The following is an 18,130-nucleotide window of genomic DNA, read 5'->3' as shown; positions in this document are numbered from 1 at the left end:
CCATATTGTGGTTGTTACTACATAGCAGTGACCAAAGAGTATGAGACAAGTAAAGACACCTTTCGTTGAAAAACGGGTATGAAAAAACCAGTAAATCAACATGGAGGTGTTTTTTCTGTGGCTACAAGAGCCTGTTATCCAGTAGAAGTCAAAATGAAGGCGATTAAGATGAGGCTGGCCGGGATACCGGTCAAAATCGTCATGGAGTAATTAAATATTAAAAGCTATTCCCAGCCGAAGAATTGGATGAAATGGCACTGGGAAGATGTGCATCATCGGTTGCACCAGCCGATAGGCAACTAGTATAAATACGACAAATAAAAAAGAAAAAAGCCGTTGCCAGGAATCTTTGAGATTCAAGCAACGGCTTTATGCGTCTAGGAAGTTAAAACGATATCAAATTATTTACCCAAAAACCCATCTTCAAAAATCGTCAGTAGGTGATCAAGCGTAATCGGATCGCTATAAGTGGATTCCAAAGTGTTGATTTCAATGACTTGATTGTTTTTGACGGCAGGAATGTTTTTCCAGACATCGGTTTCCATAAAGGAATTGTCCGCGTCCGGGTTTTTGCTCAAGACGACGTAATCTCCAGCAAATTCTGGCAGGACTTCTGTTGAGAAGGTGTAGACGCCGGCTTCAAGAGCGAGCTCTTTTACTTTTTCAGGCATGTTCAAGCCCATTGCTTGGTACAGAATTTCCGTACCGCGGGCGTAATTGTCGCCAAAGACGTAAAATTCCTTGTTGCCGCTTTCGATGACAGAAACCGTAGCTTCGTCGCCGATTTTCGTGCGGATCGCTTCGCCGGCAGTGGCAGCGCGTTCTTTAAAATCATCGACCCATTGCTGCGCTTCGGCTTCTTTGTTGAGGAGTTTACCGATTTCGACTTGCTGGGTGAGGTAATCGAGTTTGCCCCATGTGTAAACGACAGTGGGAGCGATTTCGCTTAGCTTGTCGATGTTCTTCATCTGGGAGCCGGCGATGATCAAATCGGGATCTAGCTCTATGATTTTCTCGAGGTTGTCTTCCGACACGACTTCAACTTCTTCGAGTTGTTCTTGGAAAAGAGGATTGGCATTGGTCCATTCGTCGATGCCGACGATGTTCGCGTCCAAAGCCAATGCGTTAGGGCCGTTCGTCAGCGAGATAACCCGTTGTGGATCTTTTGGAACTTCAACCGGACCAGTTTCTGACTCGTACGTGAAGGTTTCCGAATCTTTTTGGGCTGTGCTGCTTTCGGCTGCAGACTTATCGGTGCCGCAAGCGCCAAGGATCAGCACGGCCAATAATAGGAATGCTATGTATAGATTTTTCAAGATGATGTTCTCCTTTTCTCGGTAGGCTTTTATGGGTGGAGCGGTAGTAAGGGGGTGACAGTAATCAATAATGATAATCATTTTCAATTACTGTCTTTATTAGAGTACGGTTATTGAGAATGATTGTCAATGAGAAAGTGTGAAGGAATGAAGCCAACTCACCAAAGCGGCAAATGTGGGAATGAAGTGGAAGAGAAGTTCGGGTTTGATATGTATTTCTGATCGAAGTATTCTTTCACGCTGGTAGAAGGAGTGAAGATTTTTTGGATTGATGCTGCCATTTTTGGCACATCGATTGAAATTTCTTTTTACAAACTATTATTTCAAAGTCTTTTTTGCGAAAAGAGTAAGGGCTAGACAGAAGAAGAAGATGCATGAATTTCCACATCTTCTTATCTTTTATCAAAACCAGTTTCATCGTGGTTAAAAGTATATAAGAAAAACAATAAAGATTTCTGAATTAAAAGAATATTCTATAACCCTTTACATATTTTAGCCTATACTATAGGTTTATGGTATTGGTAAACGAAAAAATGATAGTAAATTTTAGTGTGGAACAGAAGAAAATGAGTAGTTTTAGAAAGAATATTACAAAATTGAATTTTGAATAATCTGAATAATTGTTTTCGTTAGTTTATTTTCAGAAAACCAAGTGAATAGAATAGCTCCATTTGAGAAATTCAAATCGCATTTATTTCTATGGGGATAATTGGTTTTTAGAAATAATCATTATGAAAATCGCAGTTAATGGATTGGCACGCCAGCAAATTTGTTGGAGAGAGTGGAAGGGGTGTTTAAAGTGGTAGAAACAGGTTCACAGGCAGTAACTGCTGAGAAAACAATCAAATTTATGGGCACTGAAGTGGAAATGGATACAGAATTTTGGCAGCTCAAAAAGAAACGTATGATTAAATCTCAAAAAAGTCCTGGTATGTGTGTCAACTGGTCACTCGACTTAACAGTTTCTTTTAGATTGCTTCTTGATGTCCAAGAGTCTGTTAATGAGGCTGAAGTCTTTCTTCTTCCCGAAGAACTGCCGATTTTTACACGGGCACTTATCGAGCATCCTATTTTACTTCCCATCAGTTATTCGCAGCAACTTTCAATGGAGCGCGGAATGCATTGCATTCGATTAACATCTCAGGAACCTTTCAAAGATTTTGCTGAACGCCTTTCCGAAGCGCTCCATACACTCGGATAAAAGAAAGGAGCGGGATGTCACACGATAATTGGTGTTTAGAGGAGAGAAGCGAATATGGAACAGATGGAGCATTTGCCTCAAAAATCGGTTGGCTATTTTTTTCTTAGATCCAAAGATGTGCATGTTGAAAATGGAGTTGCTTTCATCACATTCTTTGCTCGCCTGACAAGAGAAACTTCCTTTAAAAAAGAGGGAGTGGAACAGACCCGGATTCAGCCCGTATGGGTGGGCATAGAAGAGGTTTTGATGGGGAACGCATCTGAAAAGGCTAAAGCCATGCCGAACTGCATGCAACGATATGAACTTACACCCAACGTCTTCTATACCGTATATCAGTTATCGAAAAATTGTCCTGCTGAGCTTTTTTACATCACGCCCTATCACCTGAAATTCACACACAGGAAATTCATTACTTGAAATCGCATCTTTGATTAGACGAACAGCAGCAAGTGGAATCCATATTAAATCGTTTTTTATTAATTAAATCAGAATTTGAACTAATTGCGCTTTTACTCTGCATGGAAGCAGAAAAGAACGTCTGTATAAATAGAGTGTTGTAAGAGACAATTCTGAGGAGGATGAAACGGATGACTGCTATTATTAAAGAAGAAACAAGAATGGAAGAGCATACTAAAACATATTTGGAAATGTACCAGGAATTCCTGGAAGGCTATAAGCAATTCAAAATGGAAAAAGCGGTTGTATACACTACAACAGCGAAGGGCGAACGTATCGTGGATTGACACTGTGTCGGAGACGAGTCTGTTTGTACGCTACAATACGCAAAAAAAAAAACCGCTGCCGGGAATCTTTGTGATTCCCGGCAGCGGTTTTCGCATGTACATGGGGAAAGTGGAGGAGTAATGAATGTACACAACGTAGGGAGCATCTCGGGGAAATACGAAAATTATATGGGGACTGGAAAAGAGAATAAAGCTGGAATCAATTTTTATATCCATTGTGCTTTAATTCTTTCTGGTATTCTCTTTCAAGAGAGCAGCAAATGAATTGTGCCGTTCCCTGAGAGGAAAAATACGTCTTTGATAAATTGTTTTATGATTTAGATGCTCTGTAATTTATAAGTATGCTATAATCATTTCAATTAATGTAAAAATATGTAGATTATTCATGGAGATAAAATCACATTAGATTTTCAAAATTTATAAGTAGGTGAAAAAATGCAAGTAAAGAAAGCAATCATTCCAGCTGCAGGTCTTGGAACACGATTCCTGCCAGCAACAAAAGCAATGCCGAAAGAAATGCTGCCAATCGTAGACAAACCAACCATCCAGTACATAGTGGAAGAAGCGATTGCTTCCGGCATTGAAGATATTATTATCGTGACGGGTAAAGGTAAACGAGCCATTGAAGACCATTTCGATCATGCATTTGAACTGGAAGAAATGTTGCGTGAGAAAGGCAAGATGGATATGTTGGACTCCGTTTTGAAAACATCGAAAGTCGAAATCCATTACATTCGCCAAAAGCAGCCACTTGGTCTAGGACATGCCATTTGGTCCGCCCGCAAATTCATCGGTGACGAGCCATTTGCTGTTCTATTAGGCGATGATATTGTAGAGAATGACGAGCCTTGCTTGGCACAATTGATGCATCAGTATGACCAGACAGGCAATAGTGTCATTGGTGTTCAGCAGGTAGCACCTAAAGACACCAATCGGTATGGAATTATTGATCCTATTTCAGTCGAAGGCAAGTTAATTGAAGTCAAACGTTTTGTCGAAAAACCGGCCGCCGGAACAGCACCTTCAAACTATGCGATTATGGGTAGATATATCTTAACCCCAGAAATTTTTGATTTCTTAGGGGAGCATCACTTAGGTGCGGGTGGAGAAATCCAGCTTACTGACGCGATCCAGAAGCTGAATGAGATCCAGTCAGTGTATGCATATGAATTCGAAGGAAGACGGTTTGATGTCGGTGAGAAGTTTGGATTTATCGAGACGACGATTGAATTTGCGTTAAAGCGCCCAGAGTTGAAAGAACAGTTGCTGGAGTTGTTTGAGAAGAAGCTGCAGGAATCTTATTCGAATAAATAGTAAGGCCTTGAGGACAACTAAATTTAGTTGTCCTTTTTTGCTAGTTGAAAAAAGCTTAGTAGTTGAATATAAAATGTTTTTTTGATTTATAGGAGTGGTTAAATGAAAATCATGGCGAAGATAACCAAGATGTGGAGTTCTTATGAAATGCGCCGCTCTCTGAAAAACGGAATTGAGCGAGCACTTTCTTATAGTTATTCTTGAAGTGAAAATAACAAAATACTTTACTTAACAACTACATAAAACTGCCTTGCCTAAGTTAAGATAGCTAACAAGGACAAGGCAGTTTACATTGCTACAAAGCTTTATTCGCTTAGCTTAATAATGATAGTGTCATCGATCAGCTGAACCGAACTGGCTGCTGGCCAAATATCCATCTCATTATATAAATTGCTTGATTTGATTTTTTCACTCTCTGCATCAGTAACTAAACCATATGAAATCCCGAAATAATTTATCATCATTCTCTTGTAATGAGCCGGATAAGCCAAGAACCTGTTTCCCAGCATGCCGGTCATGTCAGGGACGTTTTCCGGAACTTCTGTGGTACTAACATTAGAATCCATGGATATTCTGCCAAAAACGGCAATTTTTGATGCTTCATTAAACCCATCGGTTTGTTCAATCCTGTAAACGACACGATTCAAGAAGGCAGAGGACTTTTCGTATTTTAAATTCATATTAAAGTAGGAAATGTTGGCAATCAAAGCGAAATTGAAAACAATAAGCGCCGAAATTAAAACTGTACTCCATGAAATGGCCGGAGAGATTAATTTTTGGCTTGTGTAATTGTCGTAAAAAATAACAGGAAGTAAGTAAAAGCTTATGAGCGTTAGAACCATGAGCATATGATAACTGACGTTAGAAGAAACGAAATATAAACTATAAGCTGCTAAAGGCAAACTAAGTAGCAAAATGATCGCAATCAATATCATCGGTATGCGGCGGTAAAGTCTATTATTGAAAACAAACCAGATAAAGCCGATCACAATCAAGGCGAAAACCAAGACATTCAATACCTCAAATAGATTGACGGGCATTTCGGTAACATATCCACGAAAGAAGAATTCTTTGAAGGAATCATTGATCAGTGTCAAGCGTTCGGATAACGTGCTTGAAGTACTGCCGACTTCTTTCAACCCTTGGTAATCTGAAATTTCTCCAGCAAAGAAGTTTGTATATACATAAAATGTAATGCCGTATAATCCCATTCCAATTACCGTTAACGCGATAAATCGGAGAATGTAAACCATTAGTTTTTTAAATGTGACTTGATGGCAAAGGATTTCACTAATTAGAAATACCATGCCTAAAGTTAATAGAAAAGGCAGGTTGGCTTGATATACACCGACACTTAGATAAAAAAGCAACGCACCTGGCAGAAAACCGTATGTATACTTTTTGGTGATCAGTAACGCGAGTATGGTCAATAGCGATGCAACCATATATCCATCAGCTGTAAACATATAAGAAAAAGTTGATGTGACAGTAGGGAAGGTGACGAGCAGACCAGCAGTTAAAATAATAGAAATACTCTTTTTTAAGTTGAATAATTCTGTTAGGGCAACAGTAGCCAGAGCTAAGTATAAAATAGAAAGTGCTCCGTTCACCCATTGCAAATCAAAATATGAACTGATGCCACTAAATGGTGCCAGAAAGAAGCGGCCAAGACCAAATTTCATCTGTGGGCTGTAAATATTGAGTAATCCGTCATGATTTGGTAAAGCGTTCGTAAATATATACACATGCGTTAGGAAACCAATTACAATGGATGCAAAAAAAGCCACTTTCCATTGCGGTTTTATCATTTGGCCCCATTTAAGAATAAGTTGTTCTGGCATCATTTTCTCCTTTTTAAGTAGTAATTTCACTTTCTAAAAAATTGTAAATATCGGTGGATGAAAATTTTTTAATGTTCAAGCCGCTCATGTGTTCAGCATTTTCTTTAAAAAAATTAAACGAGATAAGCGAACGTTCATTTGAGGTAATTCGACGACAGAGCTGCGCATCGTTCAATATCAGGTTGCTTTAAGCGGTCTAATATTTTAACTCGAATTCTTGAAACAACATCAACATCCCTTATGTCTTTCCTTTTTAAAAACCTTTAAAATTATATCATAAAAAAATGTTGTATGGGATTTTTATTCCAATTTATGGAGCGATAGTATGAGTATTTTATCTTTATATGGTATTATAATTACATAAAATATAATATTTACAAAGTGGGTGAATCCAAATAAAGAAATTAATTACAATTCTTATTCCGGCATATAACGAAGAAGAAGTACTGAATCCGCTTCTGCATCGATTAAAAGCTGTCACGTCCAAGTTATCAAATTATCATTTTGAATTTTTATTTGTCAACGATGGAAGTTCCGATCGAACACTTGAAATGTTAAAAAAGTTGGCACTGACGCATTCGGAAATTTCCTATATCAATTTGTCGAGAAATTTTGGCAAGGAAGTCGCCATGTTGGCAGGGTTTGACCATGTCAATGGAGACGCGGTTATTATTATAGACGCAGATTTACAAGATCCTCCTGAACTTATCCCAAAAATGATCCGGTATTGGGAGAAAGGTTATGACGATGTTTTTGCGAAAAGAAATACAAGAGCGGGAGAGACCTGGTTTAAAAAATGGTCATCTAATTCCTATTACAAAATTCTAGAAAAAGTTTCTAATATCCCCATCCAAAATAATACGGGAGATTTCCGGTTATTAGACCGTAAATGTTTAGAGGCGTTGAAACAGATACGCGAATCTCAGCGTTATACGAAAGGCATGTTCAGTTGGATCGGTTTTAATAAAAAGGAATTATTATTTGATAGAGAACCGAGGGCGGCGGGTACTACTAAATGGAATTATCCTAAACTCTTTAACCTAGCCATTGATGGCATAACTTCCTCCACGGTAGCTCCGTTGCGGATTTCTTCATTTTTCGGAATTGTCATTTCTATTTGTGCACTGTTATTCATGCTCTTCATTTTTATCCGGACATTATTATTTGGAGGATCTGTTCCAGGCTATCCTTCATTAATGACAGTCATTTTGTTTTTGGGTGGAATTCAGTTGATATCGTTGGGTATAATCGGAGAATATTTAGGCAAGGTTTTTAATGAAACAAAAAAGCGGCCGGTTTATTTGGTTGATGAATATTATTCACCACTTGCTTTAAGAAAAAATGAAAAGCAACGGAATGGTTAATAAATGAAAAGAAGACCTGGCTGAGTGAAATCTATGATTTCTCAGCCGGTCTTCTTTTTCTATTACACCCGATTTTTAGCAAAGATTAGTTGTATTCCATCTTTGAAATCCGTTGTTCAAGTGCTATGTTCCGGTTTTAATATTTTTCTTGAAATAACAAAGGTAAACGGAATAGCGATCAGAGTGGCGATTAAAGGAGAAATTGTTTCATTTAACCCTAGTAACTCCACAAGCGCATAAATACTTAAAGTAGAAACAAAAATGTTTACCACATAAGTTAAAGGGAACTTTAGAAATTTCATTAAAGAAGGCCGCGATTTGTAAGTGAAATACGCATTCAGAAAGAAAGAGCCTACCATGCTAATTAAAAAAGCTGAAATATGAGCTGCTAAATAGCTGATGGAAAAAACATAGAAAAAAAGAAGATATAGAATATAGTAATTGAGCGTGTTGAAGCCGCCAACTAATGCAAAACGAAAAACTTCATTGTTTAAAAATTTACTTACCATAGTATCTTGCTCCAGCCTCTAATAGAATTTTGATAAAACACCTTCCTAATGGTGACTGATATCAATGGATTTTGCAAGGGGATAAAAACTTCTGTTTTATAATCTTTCTTGTCTTTTCTATAAACCTGGTATTATCCATCTGCACTTAAAAAGCGTTCTTTGATAGAGAAACGTTCCTTTTATTTATCATGAATAATGCGAATAAAAAGAGTCGGGAATTTTTTCAGCGATTGTCAAGATTTCAAAATGCGGCGGCCTGTGCCAGTCCCTATTGCTTCCGCTTCGTTCCTTTTTAAATACGGATTTTTACAACCTGGAATGTTCCAGCATTTAAAATATCCCTGAAATCTAGTATTCCTCACAACCTTTTTGTAGAATTGACGGATAAGGAAATAGCGGTGACGCCTTCCTATAATAACAACGGATGTGAATGCAGTTGGTTCTTACTGAAATATTAAATGTGGTGTTGCCGGTATTCCTGTTGCTGGCTGTCGGTTTTATCGTTGGCAAAACGATGTCAATCAATTCGAAGTCGGTGTCGGATTTGTCGATTTACGTCTTCAGCCCTGCACTGTTCTTTTATTCGGTTTCGACTTCCGAGATGGATTTAGACGATTTTGGCCGGATCGTGGTTTTTTCGTTTACACTGTTTATCATTTTCGCGGTGTTCGTGTGGCTAGCGGGAAAGCTTTTCAAATGGGAAGGGGCTTATCAAAACACCTTGATGTTGGCGAGCGGGTTTCCGAATGCGGGGAATTACGGACTGCCGATCATCCTCTTTGCATTTGGCGAAGCAGGGCTGGCAATTGGAATCATCTACCTTGTCATGCAATCCTTCTTGATGAATTCGGCAGGAGTGTTCTACGCATCAAACCACCGCCATGCGCCAAAAAAGGACATCTTCCTGACGGTCGTGCGGATGCCGGCGTTTATCGCTATTTTGCTTGCGCTGTTTTTGAAAATTACTGGAACCCCAGTGCCGGCTGCGATTGAAAGCGCGGCGGGCTTGCTTGGGCAGGCGTCAATCCCGGTGATGCTGACGCTTCTTGGCATTACATTGGCATCGGTCCAGCTGAAAAACGTCGCCACGTTTATCGGCACAGCGGTGCTGTTTAAGCTGATTGTGTTTCCGGCGCTTGCATTCGTGCTGCTGCAGCTTTTATATCCGGCAGACACGCTGGAAGCGAAAGTGTTGTTGGTCGCTGCTGCAACACCAACTGCGGCGACAACGACGCTATTGGCCATCAAATTCAATATGAATCCGGATTTGGTGTCGAGTGCAATGTTCATCAGCACATTAGCGAGCATTGTGACGATTCCGATATTGCTGCTGGTGCTGTAACCTCGGCAAGCTAAAAGAAAGCCCATTCCAATTGGAATGGGCTTTCTTTTATGTTACTAGCGTACGTTCATTTCGTTTGGATGTGCGCCTTTGCGGCGGTCTTTGTTCAATGCATGAATTTTTTCCATGTCGTCAGCCGACAGCTCGAAATCGAAGAGCTGGAAGTTTTCGGCAATGCGGGACGGCGTAACGGATTTCGGAATCGCAATGGTGCCGTTCTGCAAATGCCAACGCAGCACGACTTGTGCCGGTGACTTACTGTGAGCAGCGGCAATTTTCATCACCGTTGGGTCCTGCAGCACTTCGCCGCCTTGGTCAAGCGGGCTCCACGCTTCTACGAAAATATCGTGCTGTGCGCAAAATTCCTTCAGCTCAGTCTGTGCCAAGTAAGGATGGCATTCGACTTGGTTCAAGACAGGCGCAACGTCGCATTCTTCAAGCAAGCGCTCAAGGTGCTCGATTTCAAAATTGCAGACGCCGATCGCTTTGACTTTGCCGTCTTTATAAAGCTTTTCAAGCGCTTTATATGTATCGACGTATTGGCCGAAATCCGGCGTTGGCCAGTGGATCAAGTACAGATCAACATAGTCGAGTCCCAAACGTTCCAGGCTTTCCTCGAAAGCGCGCAATGTGCTGTCGTATCCTTGGTCGCTGTTCCACACTTTTGTGGTGATGAACAATTCTTCGCGCGGCACGGAAGATTCCTTCAATGCTTGCCCGACGCCTTGTTCATTTTTGTAAATCATCGCGGTATCAATCGAGCGGTAGCCGGCTTTCAACGCTTCTGTAACCGCATCGGCTGCTTCGTTGTCCGGCACTTGCCAAACCCCATAGCCAAGCTGTGGCATTTTTAATCCATTATTCAACGTTACAAATTCCATTCAGCAGATCCCCTTTTTCAAATAAGTTTACTTGTTCAGTAGATACCCTTCGAAGCAATGCCTTAACCCTTCGGTTTACGAATAAATTCAATGAAAGGAATTATTTTTCCAATTTAACTTCGATTTAACCTACGTTTTCTATTATGAAGTTAACAAACAAACAGGTCACGCAAAGTGATTCCAAAGCGCACGCTCTCTATTTCAACGATGAAAAGGGGTTATGGCAATGGACGATCTACAATTTGCCCAACGTTACGGGCAGCTAGTTGAATCAATAGGCGGCGGCGAAATCGCCGTCTATGAATTCCATAATGAAGTGGGTACGGTGCGCAGCATTTTCCTCAAGCGGGAGATTCCGATTGCCATCGATACCCAAACTTATTTTGAAGCGGTGACGCCTTTCGCTTATGGCGGCCCCGTTATTTTAGCGTGCAAAGAAGGCCGACGCTGGGAACTCGCCGCTGCGTTTGAGCGGGCGTTCCGTAAGTATTGCCTGGAGCAAAACATCATCAGCGAACAGGTGTATTTCGATCCGGAACTCGGCAATGCGGCTGATTTTGCGGGCTGTTACGAAACGGAATTCATCGGCGAAACCGCGGCGATCGACCTCCGCGTCAAAAACCCGGTTTGCGACGAATTTTCGGAAGGCGGCAAAAAGATGCTGTTCAAAGCGCTTGAATACGGTGTGGATGCGCGTGTGACTGCTGGCCCGTCCAACGCGGCTCGGTTTGCCGAGCTGTATTTATCGCTTGCGGGCCAACAAAATCCGCGAGGCCGTAACTTGGACCGGTACCTGCTCACCAATTGCATCGAAAAGCTGGGGCCGCATCTTGTTGTCACAGAAGCGGTCTTTAAAGAACGCACCATTGCAATGTCCTTGAGTCTTTTTACCGGAGGTGTGCTGCAGCCGGAACTAACTGCGGCGCTGCCGAGCTTCTCCCATCTGTCGCCGGAGCACGTGCTGCAATACGGCCTCACGTGCTGGGGCAAACAACACGGCGCGTCATTTATCCACCTTGGAGGCATCACTCGCGATGATGCGGGCTTCGCTTTGAATGAGCAGTTCAGCCGCAACACGCGCTTTGAGTCTTGGGCCGGCCGGAAAATTTGGAACCAGGAAGCCTATGACAAACTTTTCGCCGCGGTAGAAGGTGTCCCTGGTTTTGAAGGAATGCCGCCGCTTGAATGGCTAACAGCGCCGCTTGGATTCTCTTTCACTTAAAGATAAGGAAGAACATCAATCCGCTGCCACAATAAATAATATCTAAATATGCCTGATTTTCACCGGTCATGGTATGATTTAGAGAGAGGCTGGTTCATGCAGCGGCATAATTCGCCGTAGCTGCCGTCTGATCGGATTTAAGTTGAAGCGGAGGGTTTATTATTTACACATTAGGATTTGTCATCAGCCATAAAAACAACGAAAAGCGCCGGGCGATTTTGCCGAAGGATATGTCGGGCATCAAGTTCCCTGAACGCTTGTATTTTGAACAAGGCTACGGCGAAGCACTCGGCATAGCGGACGAAGAATACGCTGCACACGGTGTCCATATCGTATCACGCGAACGCGCATTGGAATGCGAAGCAATCGTCGACGTGAAGCTCGGCGACGCCGATTACTTTGACCAAATCACTGAAGGCAAATTATTGATCGGCTGGGCGCACGCTGTTCAGGACATCCGTTTTACTGACGCAGTACTTGCAGGCAAGCACACGGTTATCGCGTGGGAAGAAATGTTCGAAGGCGGGCGCTATATTTTCTACCGCAATCGTGAAGTAGCAGGCGAAGCAGCCATTCTGCAAGCTTACCAATATGCCGGCAAAATGCCGTACGAAACGAGAGTCGCGATCCTTGGCAACGGCCATACCGCCAAAGGTGCTATACGCATCCTCCACGGACTTGGCGCGGAAGTTGATGTGTTCGGGCGCAGGCTCGAATCGCTGTTCCGTGAGAAAATGACCGAATACGATGTTCTCGTAAACTGCGTTATGTGGGACACGAAGCGCACAGACCGCATCATCTACAAAGAAGACTTAAAGCGCTTGAAAAAAGGCGCCATGATTGTTGATGTCAGCTGCGATCCAGAACTGGAAATCGAAACGTCACGCCCGTCGACGATTGACAACCCGGTCTACACGGTCGATGGCATCATCCATTACACAGTCGACAACACGCCGGCAATGTTCCCGCACACCGTCACAAAAGTGCTGAGCGAAGGCTTTTGGAGCATGCTCGATGACTTGACGGAAGGCAATTGGTCCGACATGGTCAAAGAAGCAGTCGTCATCGAAAACGGCCGCATTATCGATCACCACATCACCGAGTTCAGAGAAGCACGCGGCTTGTTGGTGAAATGAATCAAAGTAAACTCCCGCACCGGAAATTGGTGCGGGAGTTTTTTGGATAGGATAGGATTCAAAGCGAGCTATCGCATGGAACAATGGTTTTTTTATTGTATGTTTTCTGAAAAATAGATAGTCTTATTTCAAGCAAAATCTATTAGGGGGGAATTCCATGGCATTCAGACCGAAACAACGCAAACTCTTTGGCAACCAACCCAGTCCGAGTAATTTGAATACGCGAAGTGATGTCAGCGCAGTCGACGCTATTTATAATGTGAAGTCTTTTGGTGCTGGAGGAGACGGGGAAGCGGATGATTGGGGCGCGCTTCAAGATGCAATTGATTTTATCTACGGCAATCCAGGCGGCGGGACACTGTTTTTTCCGCCAGGCCTGTATCGGATCAGCCGGCCGCTTGAAGTGCCGGAAAGGGATTCGGAAAACACCGTTTCCTGGATCGGCCAAAGCCCGAAATCAACAGTGATTGCACCTTCTGCACCGATGCCTTATGTGGTTCGTATGCGGGGAAGCGATGGAATGATCGAAGGCATCAAATTCCGGGGGACGGACCCGATGAACGGTTACGCACAGCACGCCAAAGTCTGTATGCTCGCTACGGATATCCGGAACAAGGCGTTTTCGAATGCGGCGTTTGTCTGGGGAGCGGTCCATGGGCTTCAGATTACAGGGGAAGGCAATAACAATCTATGCGTGTTCGACCGGCTGTGTCAGTTTTCACAGAACGGAATTGTCATTAAAGGCACCGACGCAAGAGGTGAGGCAGATACGGTGACGTTTAAGGATTTCAATCCGCAAATGAACGATGTCCACGTCGGCGCTTATTTAAAGATCGGCACCGGCAAAGGTTCGGTCTACCATGTCGATACAGTATGTTCAGGGAGCATTACGGTGTCTCCTGACTTGAAAACTCCTCTCCAGCAGGGAACGGATTATGCAATCCACATCGGCTGTGGCCTCCAAACCGACCGCGGCAGCGACAATAACGTCTACGGCATTTACGACTGCCATTTCGTCGGCAATGCCGGTGCCGGTCTCATGGTGCGCGGGCTATACGGCCATCACATCCAAGGCGGCAATTTCGATGCGAATGGCATCACCGGCATCCATATCGGTTCCGGCATGATCAATACGACGCCTGCCTATTCCAATATAATCAACCATTCTTACTTCGAGTCAAATGGCTACGCGAATATAATTCTCGACTACCCGTCCGGTTTAACTATTCTTGAGCCGCTGCTTGCGGAACCGGTCGATGGGACAGCGGGTGATATCGACTCGATTACTTCATTGCGCGGCTATTACTTCGATTATGATACAACAAGCATCACTTATAATGGCCGGAACTACGGCTATGTTGCAGAAACGGATTGCGGCAAACCTTTTTCGATGGAAGAAACTTCCCAGGTGGCAATAAACCGTCCTGCCGGCGCAAAGAACCCGGCTGTCATTGGGCTGCCGTCTGCGCCGAAGCATCAATTCAAGGAAAAGCTCGAGATTTTTGTCGAAGACAGCGGCGGCCAGCCGGTGCAGTTGGTGTGCGAATATGCCTCCGTCAATAAACAGCCGGGGAACTTGGGGGTATTGGTTCCCGGTGGAGTCGGGTATGTGATTTCAGCTTATTACAGCAAAAAGAGTTCTTCATGGATGGTGTCGCACACGATACCGGTAGCTTATGAAAAATAAACCAAAAAAGTCCGATCCAGATTTTCTGGAACGGGCTTTTTAGCAGGCATGGGAGTCAGCGGCTCCGGACAGGAGTGTTGTACCCTGGCATGATGCTGCGGTCGACATATTTGTGGAAAAACCATTCGCCGCCGGCAAGAATCAAAGCGGACAACAGCGCAGGCACCAGCAATTCTTCACTTGTGCTGCCAAGAATCCGGCCGATGAGCCAGATCAGCAAGAACGCGACGGTGAAATCAATGAACGTTGCGATGGAATTGCGCGTTTTCTGGTCGGCTGGATTGCCAGCATGCAGGAAGATAAACAAGTCACCCATAACATAGGACAACGCTGTCAGCGCGAGGCTGATGAGCAGTGTGTCGACGACGGGCACATCAAAAATCCATGCCAGCACAATCAGCAGAACCGCCGTAATCATGACGAATTTTACAATAAAGCCTATCAGCAATTTCATGTTCATAAACTGGCCTCCTTCGCAATATATTCTTAGTAGGAATTTACCCGTTCTGCAAGAAACTAAGCGGAACTAGAGCGTATAATGGCAACTACATCGCGCCGTGTTGCTCATGTTTTTATTATCATATCAATATTCTTCGTTAAAAAGAAAGAATTTTCAGTTAAAAGTTGCTTTTTTATCACCGGTTTGTTTTACACTAGGGGAGAGGGAACGGCTGGAGGTGAAAGCCATGGAGATGGCGGCTGCGCTTATCGGGGGCATCGGCTTGTTTGTGCTTGGCATGGGAATGATGACAGGGGCGTTGAAAGAGCTGGCGGGCGAGTTCATCAAAGCTTGGATGAACCGAATTGCCGGCGGGACCGGCCGCGCTATTTTTTCCGGCACTCTCATCACCGCCATTATCCAGTCGTCAACAGCAGTGACGCTTTTGACGATCGGCTTTGTCAGCGCGGGCTTGCTGCCGTTCCGGCAATCAATCGGCGTCATCATGGGGGCGAACATCGGCAGTACGAGCACTGGATGGCTGGTGTCGCTCATTGGCTTCAAAGTGGATCTGTTGTCGTGGGCACTGCCGATTGTCGGCATCGGCGTCTTGGCACAGACGGTCTTTAAAAAGCGTCCAGCAGCCTACGGTACAGTCGTTGCGGGATTCGGCCTGTTGTTTCTTGGCGTCGGGGTATTGCAGACGGGCATGGTGGATTTGCAGGCAGCAGTGTCGTTCGAAGGCATGACGAACATCTTTTTGCTGATCGCTGTCGGCACGTTGATGACGGTCATCATGCAGTCGTCATCGGTCGCAGTTGCGACGACCTTGACAGCCTTGTTTTCTGGTGTCATCGGCTTTGAACAAGCCGTCTATCTGGTCATTGGCCAGAATATCGGCACGACCTTGACGGCAGTATTGGCTGCAATCGGTGCAGGCACTGCAGCGAAACGGGCGGGGCTGACGCACGTGCTGTTCAATCTAGGGACGGCGGTCCTTGCCGTGCTGCTTTCACCGATATTGATCTGGGTGACCCGTGCGCTCAGTACTGCGCTTTTCGGCACATTCGACGCTGCGGTCGGCATCGCGATTTTCCATACGCTGTTCAATGTGCTGGGAGTCGCGGTTTTTGCAGCAGTGCTGCCGTGGTTTGTCCAGCTGCTTGAATGGCTGGTTCCGGACAAAGGCGATCCCTTGCTGCATCATTTGGATGCTCCAGTAGCTGGCATCCCGGAAGTCGCACTCGAAGCGGCGCAGCGCACCATCCAGCTGATTTTGGCGAAGCTGTTCGGACTCGCACGCGGTGCACTCGCAGACGGCGATACCGATGCAGACCAGATTGCCCATCTGCACGATGCAGCGATGCAAGTTCGTACATTCCTGGCAAAAATCGAAACGATGTCGCCTATTGTGTTCAACCGCCACGTGCAAATTCTGCACGCACTCGACCACATCGACCGGCTGCTGCAGGTGCTCAGTGAACCTTCCGCTAAAGGAGCGGACCGTCTCCACCCCGGGCTTGCCGAGCGCTGGCTGCCGTTGATGGAAGACGCTGAACAGCGCATTTTGGATGATAAAGCTATGCCGAAACTGATCAAAGAGCTCGGCGAAGCATCAGCGGCGATGGCGAGCCACCGCAAAGTCCGGCGCGATGAATACTTTGTGCGCGCAGCGAAATCCGGCGAAGAGTTGGATCTCGTGCTGAAAAAAGTCGAGGCGCTGTTGTGGTACGACGGCGTGCTCTATCATTTCTGGCGTGCGGTGGCGCGGCTGGGGGGATAACTCGATTTCTCGCTTCTGAATTAATTCCCCCAGCAGGCAAGCCGGAAATCGGGATTTAAGAAAGCATTTGCGTTACGATGGATGGAGAAGCCATTTAAAGGAAAGGGTGTTTATAAATGAACTATAATTTCGATGAGTTTGTTAATAGAAGAGGTACATATTCTTTGAAATGGGACGGCGCAGACATCATCAAGCAGTTCGGCATCACGGATCGCTACGATGAGGATACGATTCCGTTGTTCACGGCGGACATGGATTTGCCTGTGCCGCAGCCGCTCATCGACGCGCTGCATAAAACGGTCGATCACCGGATTTTCGGCTATTCGGTATTCCCGGACGAATATTTCCAGGCAATCCAGCATTGGTTCAGCAAGCGCCACGATTGGAAGATCGAGAAAGAACAAATCATTTTCAGCCCAGGCACGGTTCACGCCCTGAATGTTGCGGTAAAAGCGTTCACCAATCCAGGCGACGGCGTCATCATTCAGCGCCCGGTTTATCCACCTTTCACTTCGGCGGTTGAAGGCAACGACCGAAAAGTGGTCAATAACGCATTGATTGCCGACGACAATAATTATTACACGGTGGATTTTGAAGATCTGGAAAACAAGGCGAAGGAAGAAGACACGACAATGTTCATCTTGTGTAACCCGCACAATCCGACTGGACGCGTGTTCACAGAAGATGAGCTAGTGAAGATGGCGGATATTTGCCGCCGCTACAATGTGGTCATTGTCGCGGATGAAATCCATGGGGATTTGGTGCGCAAAGAGCAGACATTCCTGCCGATGGCGAAGGTTGTCGAAGACAGCAGCCACATCATCACATTGACGGCTATCAACAAAACGTTCAATGTCGCCGGCCTGCATTGCACAAATGCCGTTATTACCGACGAAGAGCTGCGCGTCAAGTTCAGTACCGAAATGGGCTTCCAACTGTCATCGCCATTCGCGATTGCAGCGTTGATTTCCGTTTACAACGACGGCGACGAATGGCTGGAGCAGCTGAAAGACTATATCGACGGTACAATGCAGTTCACGCAAAAGTTTTTGGCGGAGCATATGCCGAAAGTAAAAACCTTTATTCCAGAAGGCACTTACATCATGTGGCTCGATTTCAGCGGCTACGGCATTTCGGCTGAGGAAATCCACGACCGCATCTACAATAAAGCGAACGTTATCCTCGAAGATGGCACAATGTTTGGGGAAGAAGGCGAGCTGTATCAGCGCATATGCACTCCGTCACCTCGCCCATTGATCAAAGAGGCGTTGGAACGCATTGCGAAGGAATTTGAAGACTTGAAGTGATTGGTTGATCATACCTGCGAATAAAAAATGCTTCAGCAAAGGATA

At 44.7% G+C, this 18,130-nt stretch carries 16 protein-coding genes; 11 read left to right on the top strand and 5 right to left on the bottom strand.

The annotated features are described in order from the left end of the window. Positions 1-401 precede the first annotated feature (401 nt). Positions 402-1,316, bottom strand: a complete 915-nt coding sequence (locus AC4EHJ_RS06905; RefSeq protein ID WP_490974826.1) for an iron-hydroxamate ABC transporter substrate-binding protein — start codon at positions 1,314-1,316, stop codon at positions 402-404. 799 nt (positions 1,317-2,115) lie between these two features. Here AC4EHJ_RS06905 and AC4EHJ_RS06900 point away from each other — a divergent pair. From AC4EHJ_RS06900 to galU, 4 genes are all read left to right on the top strand, one after another. After that, positions 2,116-2,517, top strand: coding sequence for a hypothetical protein (locus tag AC4EHJ_RS06900; protein WP_490974825.1), 402 nt, complete (start codon positions 2,116-2,118; stop codon positions 2,515-2,517). A 54-nt stretch (positions 2,518-2,571) separates the two neighbouring features. After that, complete coding sequence (locus AC4EHJ_RS06895; RefSeq protein WP_490974824.1) at positions 2,572-2,934, top strand: hypothetical protein; 363 nt, start codon at positions 2,572-2,574, stop codon at positions 2,932-2,934. A 170-nt stretch (positions 2,935-3,104) separates the two neighbouring features. Further along, positions 3,105-3,260 carry a hypothetical protein gene (locus AC4EHJ_RS06890; protein ID WP_490974823.1) on the top strand — a complete coding sequence of 52 codons (156 nt, stop codon included), beginning with the start codon at positions 3,105-3,107 and terminating at the stop codon, positions 3,258-3,260. Positions 3,261-3,695: 435 nt separating this feature from the next. Next, positions 3,696-4,574 (top strand): UTP--glucose-1-phosphate uridylyltransferase GalU, encoded by an 879-nt coding sequence (gene galU / locus AC4EHJ_RS06885; RefSeq protein WP_490974822.1) that lies wholly within the window; start codon positions 3,696-3,698, stop codon positions 4,572-4,574. A 305-nt stretch (positions 4,575-4,879) separates the two neighbouring features. Here the strand turns inward: galU and AC4EHJ_RS06880 are convergent, their stop codons facing one another. Beyond that, positions 4,880-6,415 carry a glucosyltransferase domain-containing protein gene (locus AC4EHJ_RS06880; protein ID WP_490974821.1) on the bottom strand — a complete coding sequence of 512 codons (1,536 nt, stop codon included), beginning with the start codon at positions 6,413-6,415 and terminating at the stop codon, positions 4,880-4,882. 395 nt (positions 6,416-6,810) lie between these two features. Between AC4EHJ_RS06880 and AC4EHJ_RS06875 the strand changes: the two genes are divergently transcribed. Continuing rightward, positions 6,811-7,779 carry a glycosyltransferase family 2 protein gene (locus AC4EHJ_RS06875; protein WP_490975632.1) on the top strand — a complete coding sequence of 323 codons (969 nt, stop codon included), beginning with the start codon at positions 6,811-6,813 and terminating at the stop codon, positions 7,777-7,779. A 116-nt stretch (positions 7,780-7,895) separates the two neighbouring features. On the opposite strand, the gene AC4EHJ_RS06870 is transcribed toward AC4EHJ_RS06875, so the two are convergent. Beyond that, positions 7,896-8,288, bottom strand: coding sequence for a GtrA family protein (locus AC4EHJ_RS06870; protein WP_490974820.1), 393 nt, complete (start codon positions 8,286-8,288; stop codon positions 7,896-7,898). A gap of 436 nt (positions 8,289-8,724) precedes the next feature. Between AC4EHJ_RS06870 and AC4EHJ_RS06865 the strand changes: the two genes are divergently transcribed. Then, positions 8,725-9,630: an AEC family transporter gene (locus AC4EHJ_RS06865; RefSeq protein ID WP_490974819.1), complete on the top strand. Its 906-nt coding sequence runs from the start codon at positions 8,725-8,727 to the stop codon at positions 9,628-9,630. A gap of 56 nt (positions 9,631-9,686) precedes the next feature. Here AC4EHJ_RS06865 and AC4EHJ_RS06860 read toward each other — a convergent pair whose 3' ends face one another. After that, complete coding sequence (locus AC4EHJ_RS06860; RefSeq protein ID WP_490974818.1) at positions 9,687-10,511, bottom strand: aldo/keto reductase; 825 nt, start codon at positions 10,509-10,511, stop codon at positions 9,687-9,689. A 226-nt stretch (positions 10,512-10,737) separates the two neighbouring features. Here AC4EHJ_RS06860 and AC4EHJ_RS06855 point away from each other — a divergent pair, with 226 nt between their 5' ends. The 3 genes from AC4EHJ_RS06855 (at position 10,738) to AC4EHJ_RS06845 (ending at position 14,556) form a co-directional block, all read left to right on the top strand. Beyond that, positions 10,738-11,733 carry a GNAT family N-acetyltransferase gene (locus AC4EHJ_RS06855; protein WP_490974817.1) on the top strand — a complete coding sequence of 332 codons (996 nt, stop codon included), beginning with the start codon at positions 10,738-10,740 and terminating at the stop codon, positions 11,731-11,733. 158 nt (positions 11,734-11,891) lie between these two features. Further along, the gene (locus AC4EHJ_RS06850; protein ID WP_490975631.1) at positions 11,892-12,869 is read left to right on the top strand and encodes a N(5)-(carboxyethyl)ornithine synthase; all 978 of its coding nucleotides are present in this window, start codon (positions 11,892-11,894) and stop codon (positions 12,867-12,869) included. A gap of 157 nt (positions 12,870-13,026) precedes the next feature. Then, positions 13,027-14,556: a glycosyl hydrolase family 28-related protein gene (locus AC4EHJ_RS06845; protein WP_490974816.1), complete on the top strand. Its 1,530-nt coding sequence runs from the start codon at positions 13,027-13,029 to the stop codon at positions 14,554-14,556. Between the two features lie 55 nt (positions 14,557-14,611). Here AC4EHJ_RS06845 and AC4EHJ_RS06840 read toward each other — a convergent pair whose 3' ends face one another. After that, the gene (locus AC4EHJ_RS06840) at positions 14,612-15,016 is read right to left on the bottom strand and encodes a DUF2512 family protein (protein ID WP_490974815.1); all 405 of its coding nucleotides are present in this window, start codon (positions 15,014-15,016) and stop codon (positions 14,612-14,614) included. Between the two features lie 226 nt (positions 15,017-15,242). Between AC4EHJ_RS06840 and AC4EHJ_RS06835 the strand changes: the two genes are divergently transcribed. Both AC4EHJ_RS06835 and AC4EHJ_RS06830 read left to right on the top strand, forming a co-directional pair. Further along, positions 15,243-16,778 (top strand): Na/Pi cotransporter family protein, encoded by a 1,536-nt coding sequence (locus AC4EHJ_RS06835; RefSeq protein ID WP_490974814.1) that lies wholly within the window; start codon positions 15,243-15,245, stop codon positions 16,776-16,778. Between the two features lie 116 nt (positions 16,779-16,894). Continuing rightward, positions 16,895-18,085, top strand: coding sequence for a MalY/PatB family protein (locus AC4EHJ_RS06830; protein ID WP_490974813.1), 1,191 nt, complete (start codon positions 16,895-16,897; stop codon positions 18,083-18,085). Positions 18,086-18,130: the final 45 nt, after the last annotated feature.

It is taken from the genome of Planococcus sp. TJ-301, assembly GCF_058268475.1.
This window is presented reverse-complemented; position numbering and strand designations above follow the sequence as displayed.

Bases quoted from the DNA above. Each gene is read 5' to 3' on its own strand.
- AC4EHJ_RS06880 (WP_490974821.1), bottom strand. From the start codon at position 6,415: ATGCCAGAACAACTTATTCTTAAATGGGGCCAAATGATAAAACCGCAA.
- AC4EHJ_RS06895 (WP_490974824.1), top strand. From the start codon at position 2,572: ATGGAACAGATGGAGCATTTGCCTCAAAAATCGGTTGGCTATTTTTTT.
- AC4EHJ_RS06855 (WP_490974817.1), top strand. From the start codon at position 10,738: ATGGACGATCTACAATTTGCCCAACGTTACGGGCAGCTAGTTGAATCA.
- AC4EHJ_RS06845 (WP_490974816.1), top strand. From the start codon at position 13,027: ATGGCATTCAGACCGAAACAACGCAAACTCTTTGGCAACCAACCCAGT.
- AC4EHJ_RS06835 (WP_490974814.1), top strand. From the start codon at position 15,243: ATGGAGATGGCGGCTGCGCTTATCGGGGGCATCGGCTTGTTTGTGCTT.
- AC4EHJ_RS06890 (WP_490974823.1), top strand. From the start codon at position 3,105: ATGACTGCTATTATTAAAGAAGAAACAAGAATGGAAGAGCATACTAAA.
- AC4EHJ_RS06860 (WP_490974818.1), bottom strand. From the start codon at position 10,511: ATGGAATTTGTAACGTTGAATAATGGATTAAAAATGCCACAGCTTGGC.
- AC4EHJ_RS06840 (WP_490974815.1), bottom strand. From the start codon at position 15,016: ATGAACATGAAATTGCTGATAGGCTTTATTGTAAAATTCGTCATGATT.
- AC4EHJ_RS06830 (WP_490974813.1), top strand. From the start codon at position 16,895: ATGAACTATAATTTCGATGAGTTTGTTAATAGAAGAGGTACATATTCT.
- galU (WP_490974822.1), top strand. From the start codon at position 3,696: ATGCAAGTAAAGAAAGCAATCATTCCAGCTGCAGGTCTTGGAACACGA.
- AC4EHJ_RS06870 (WP_490974820.1), bottom strand. From the start codon at position 8,288: ATGGTAAGTAAATTTTTAAACAATGAAGTTTTTCGTTTTGCATTAGTT.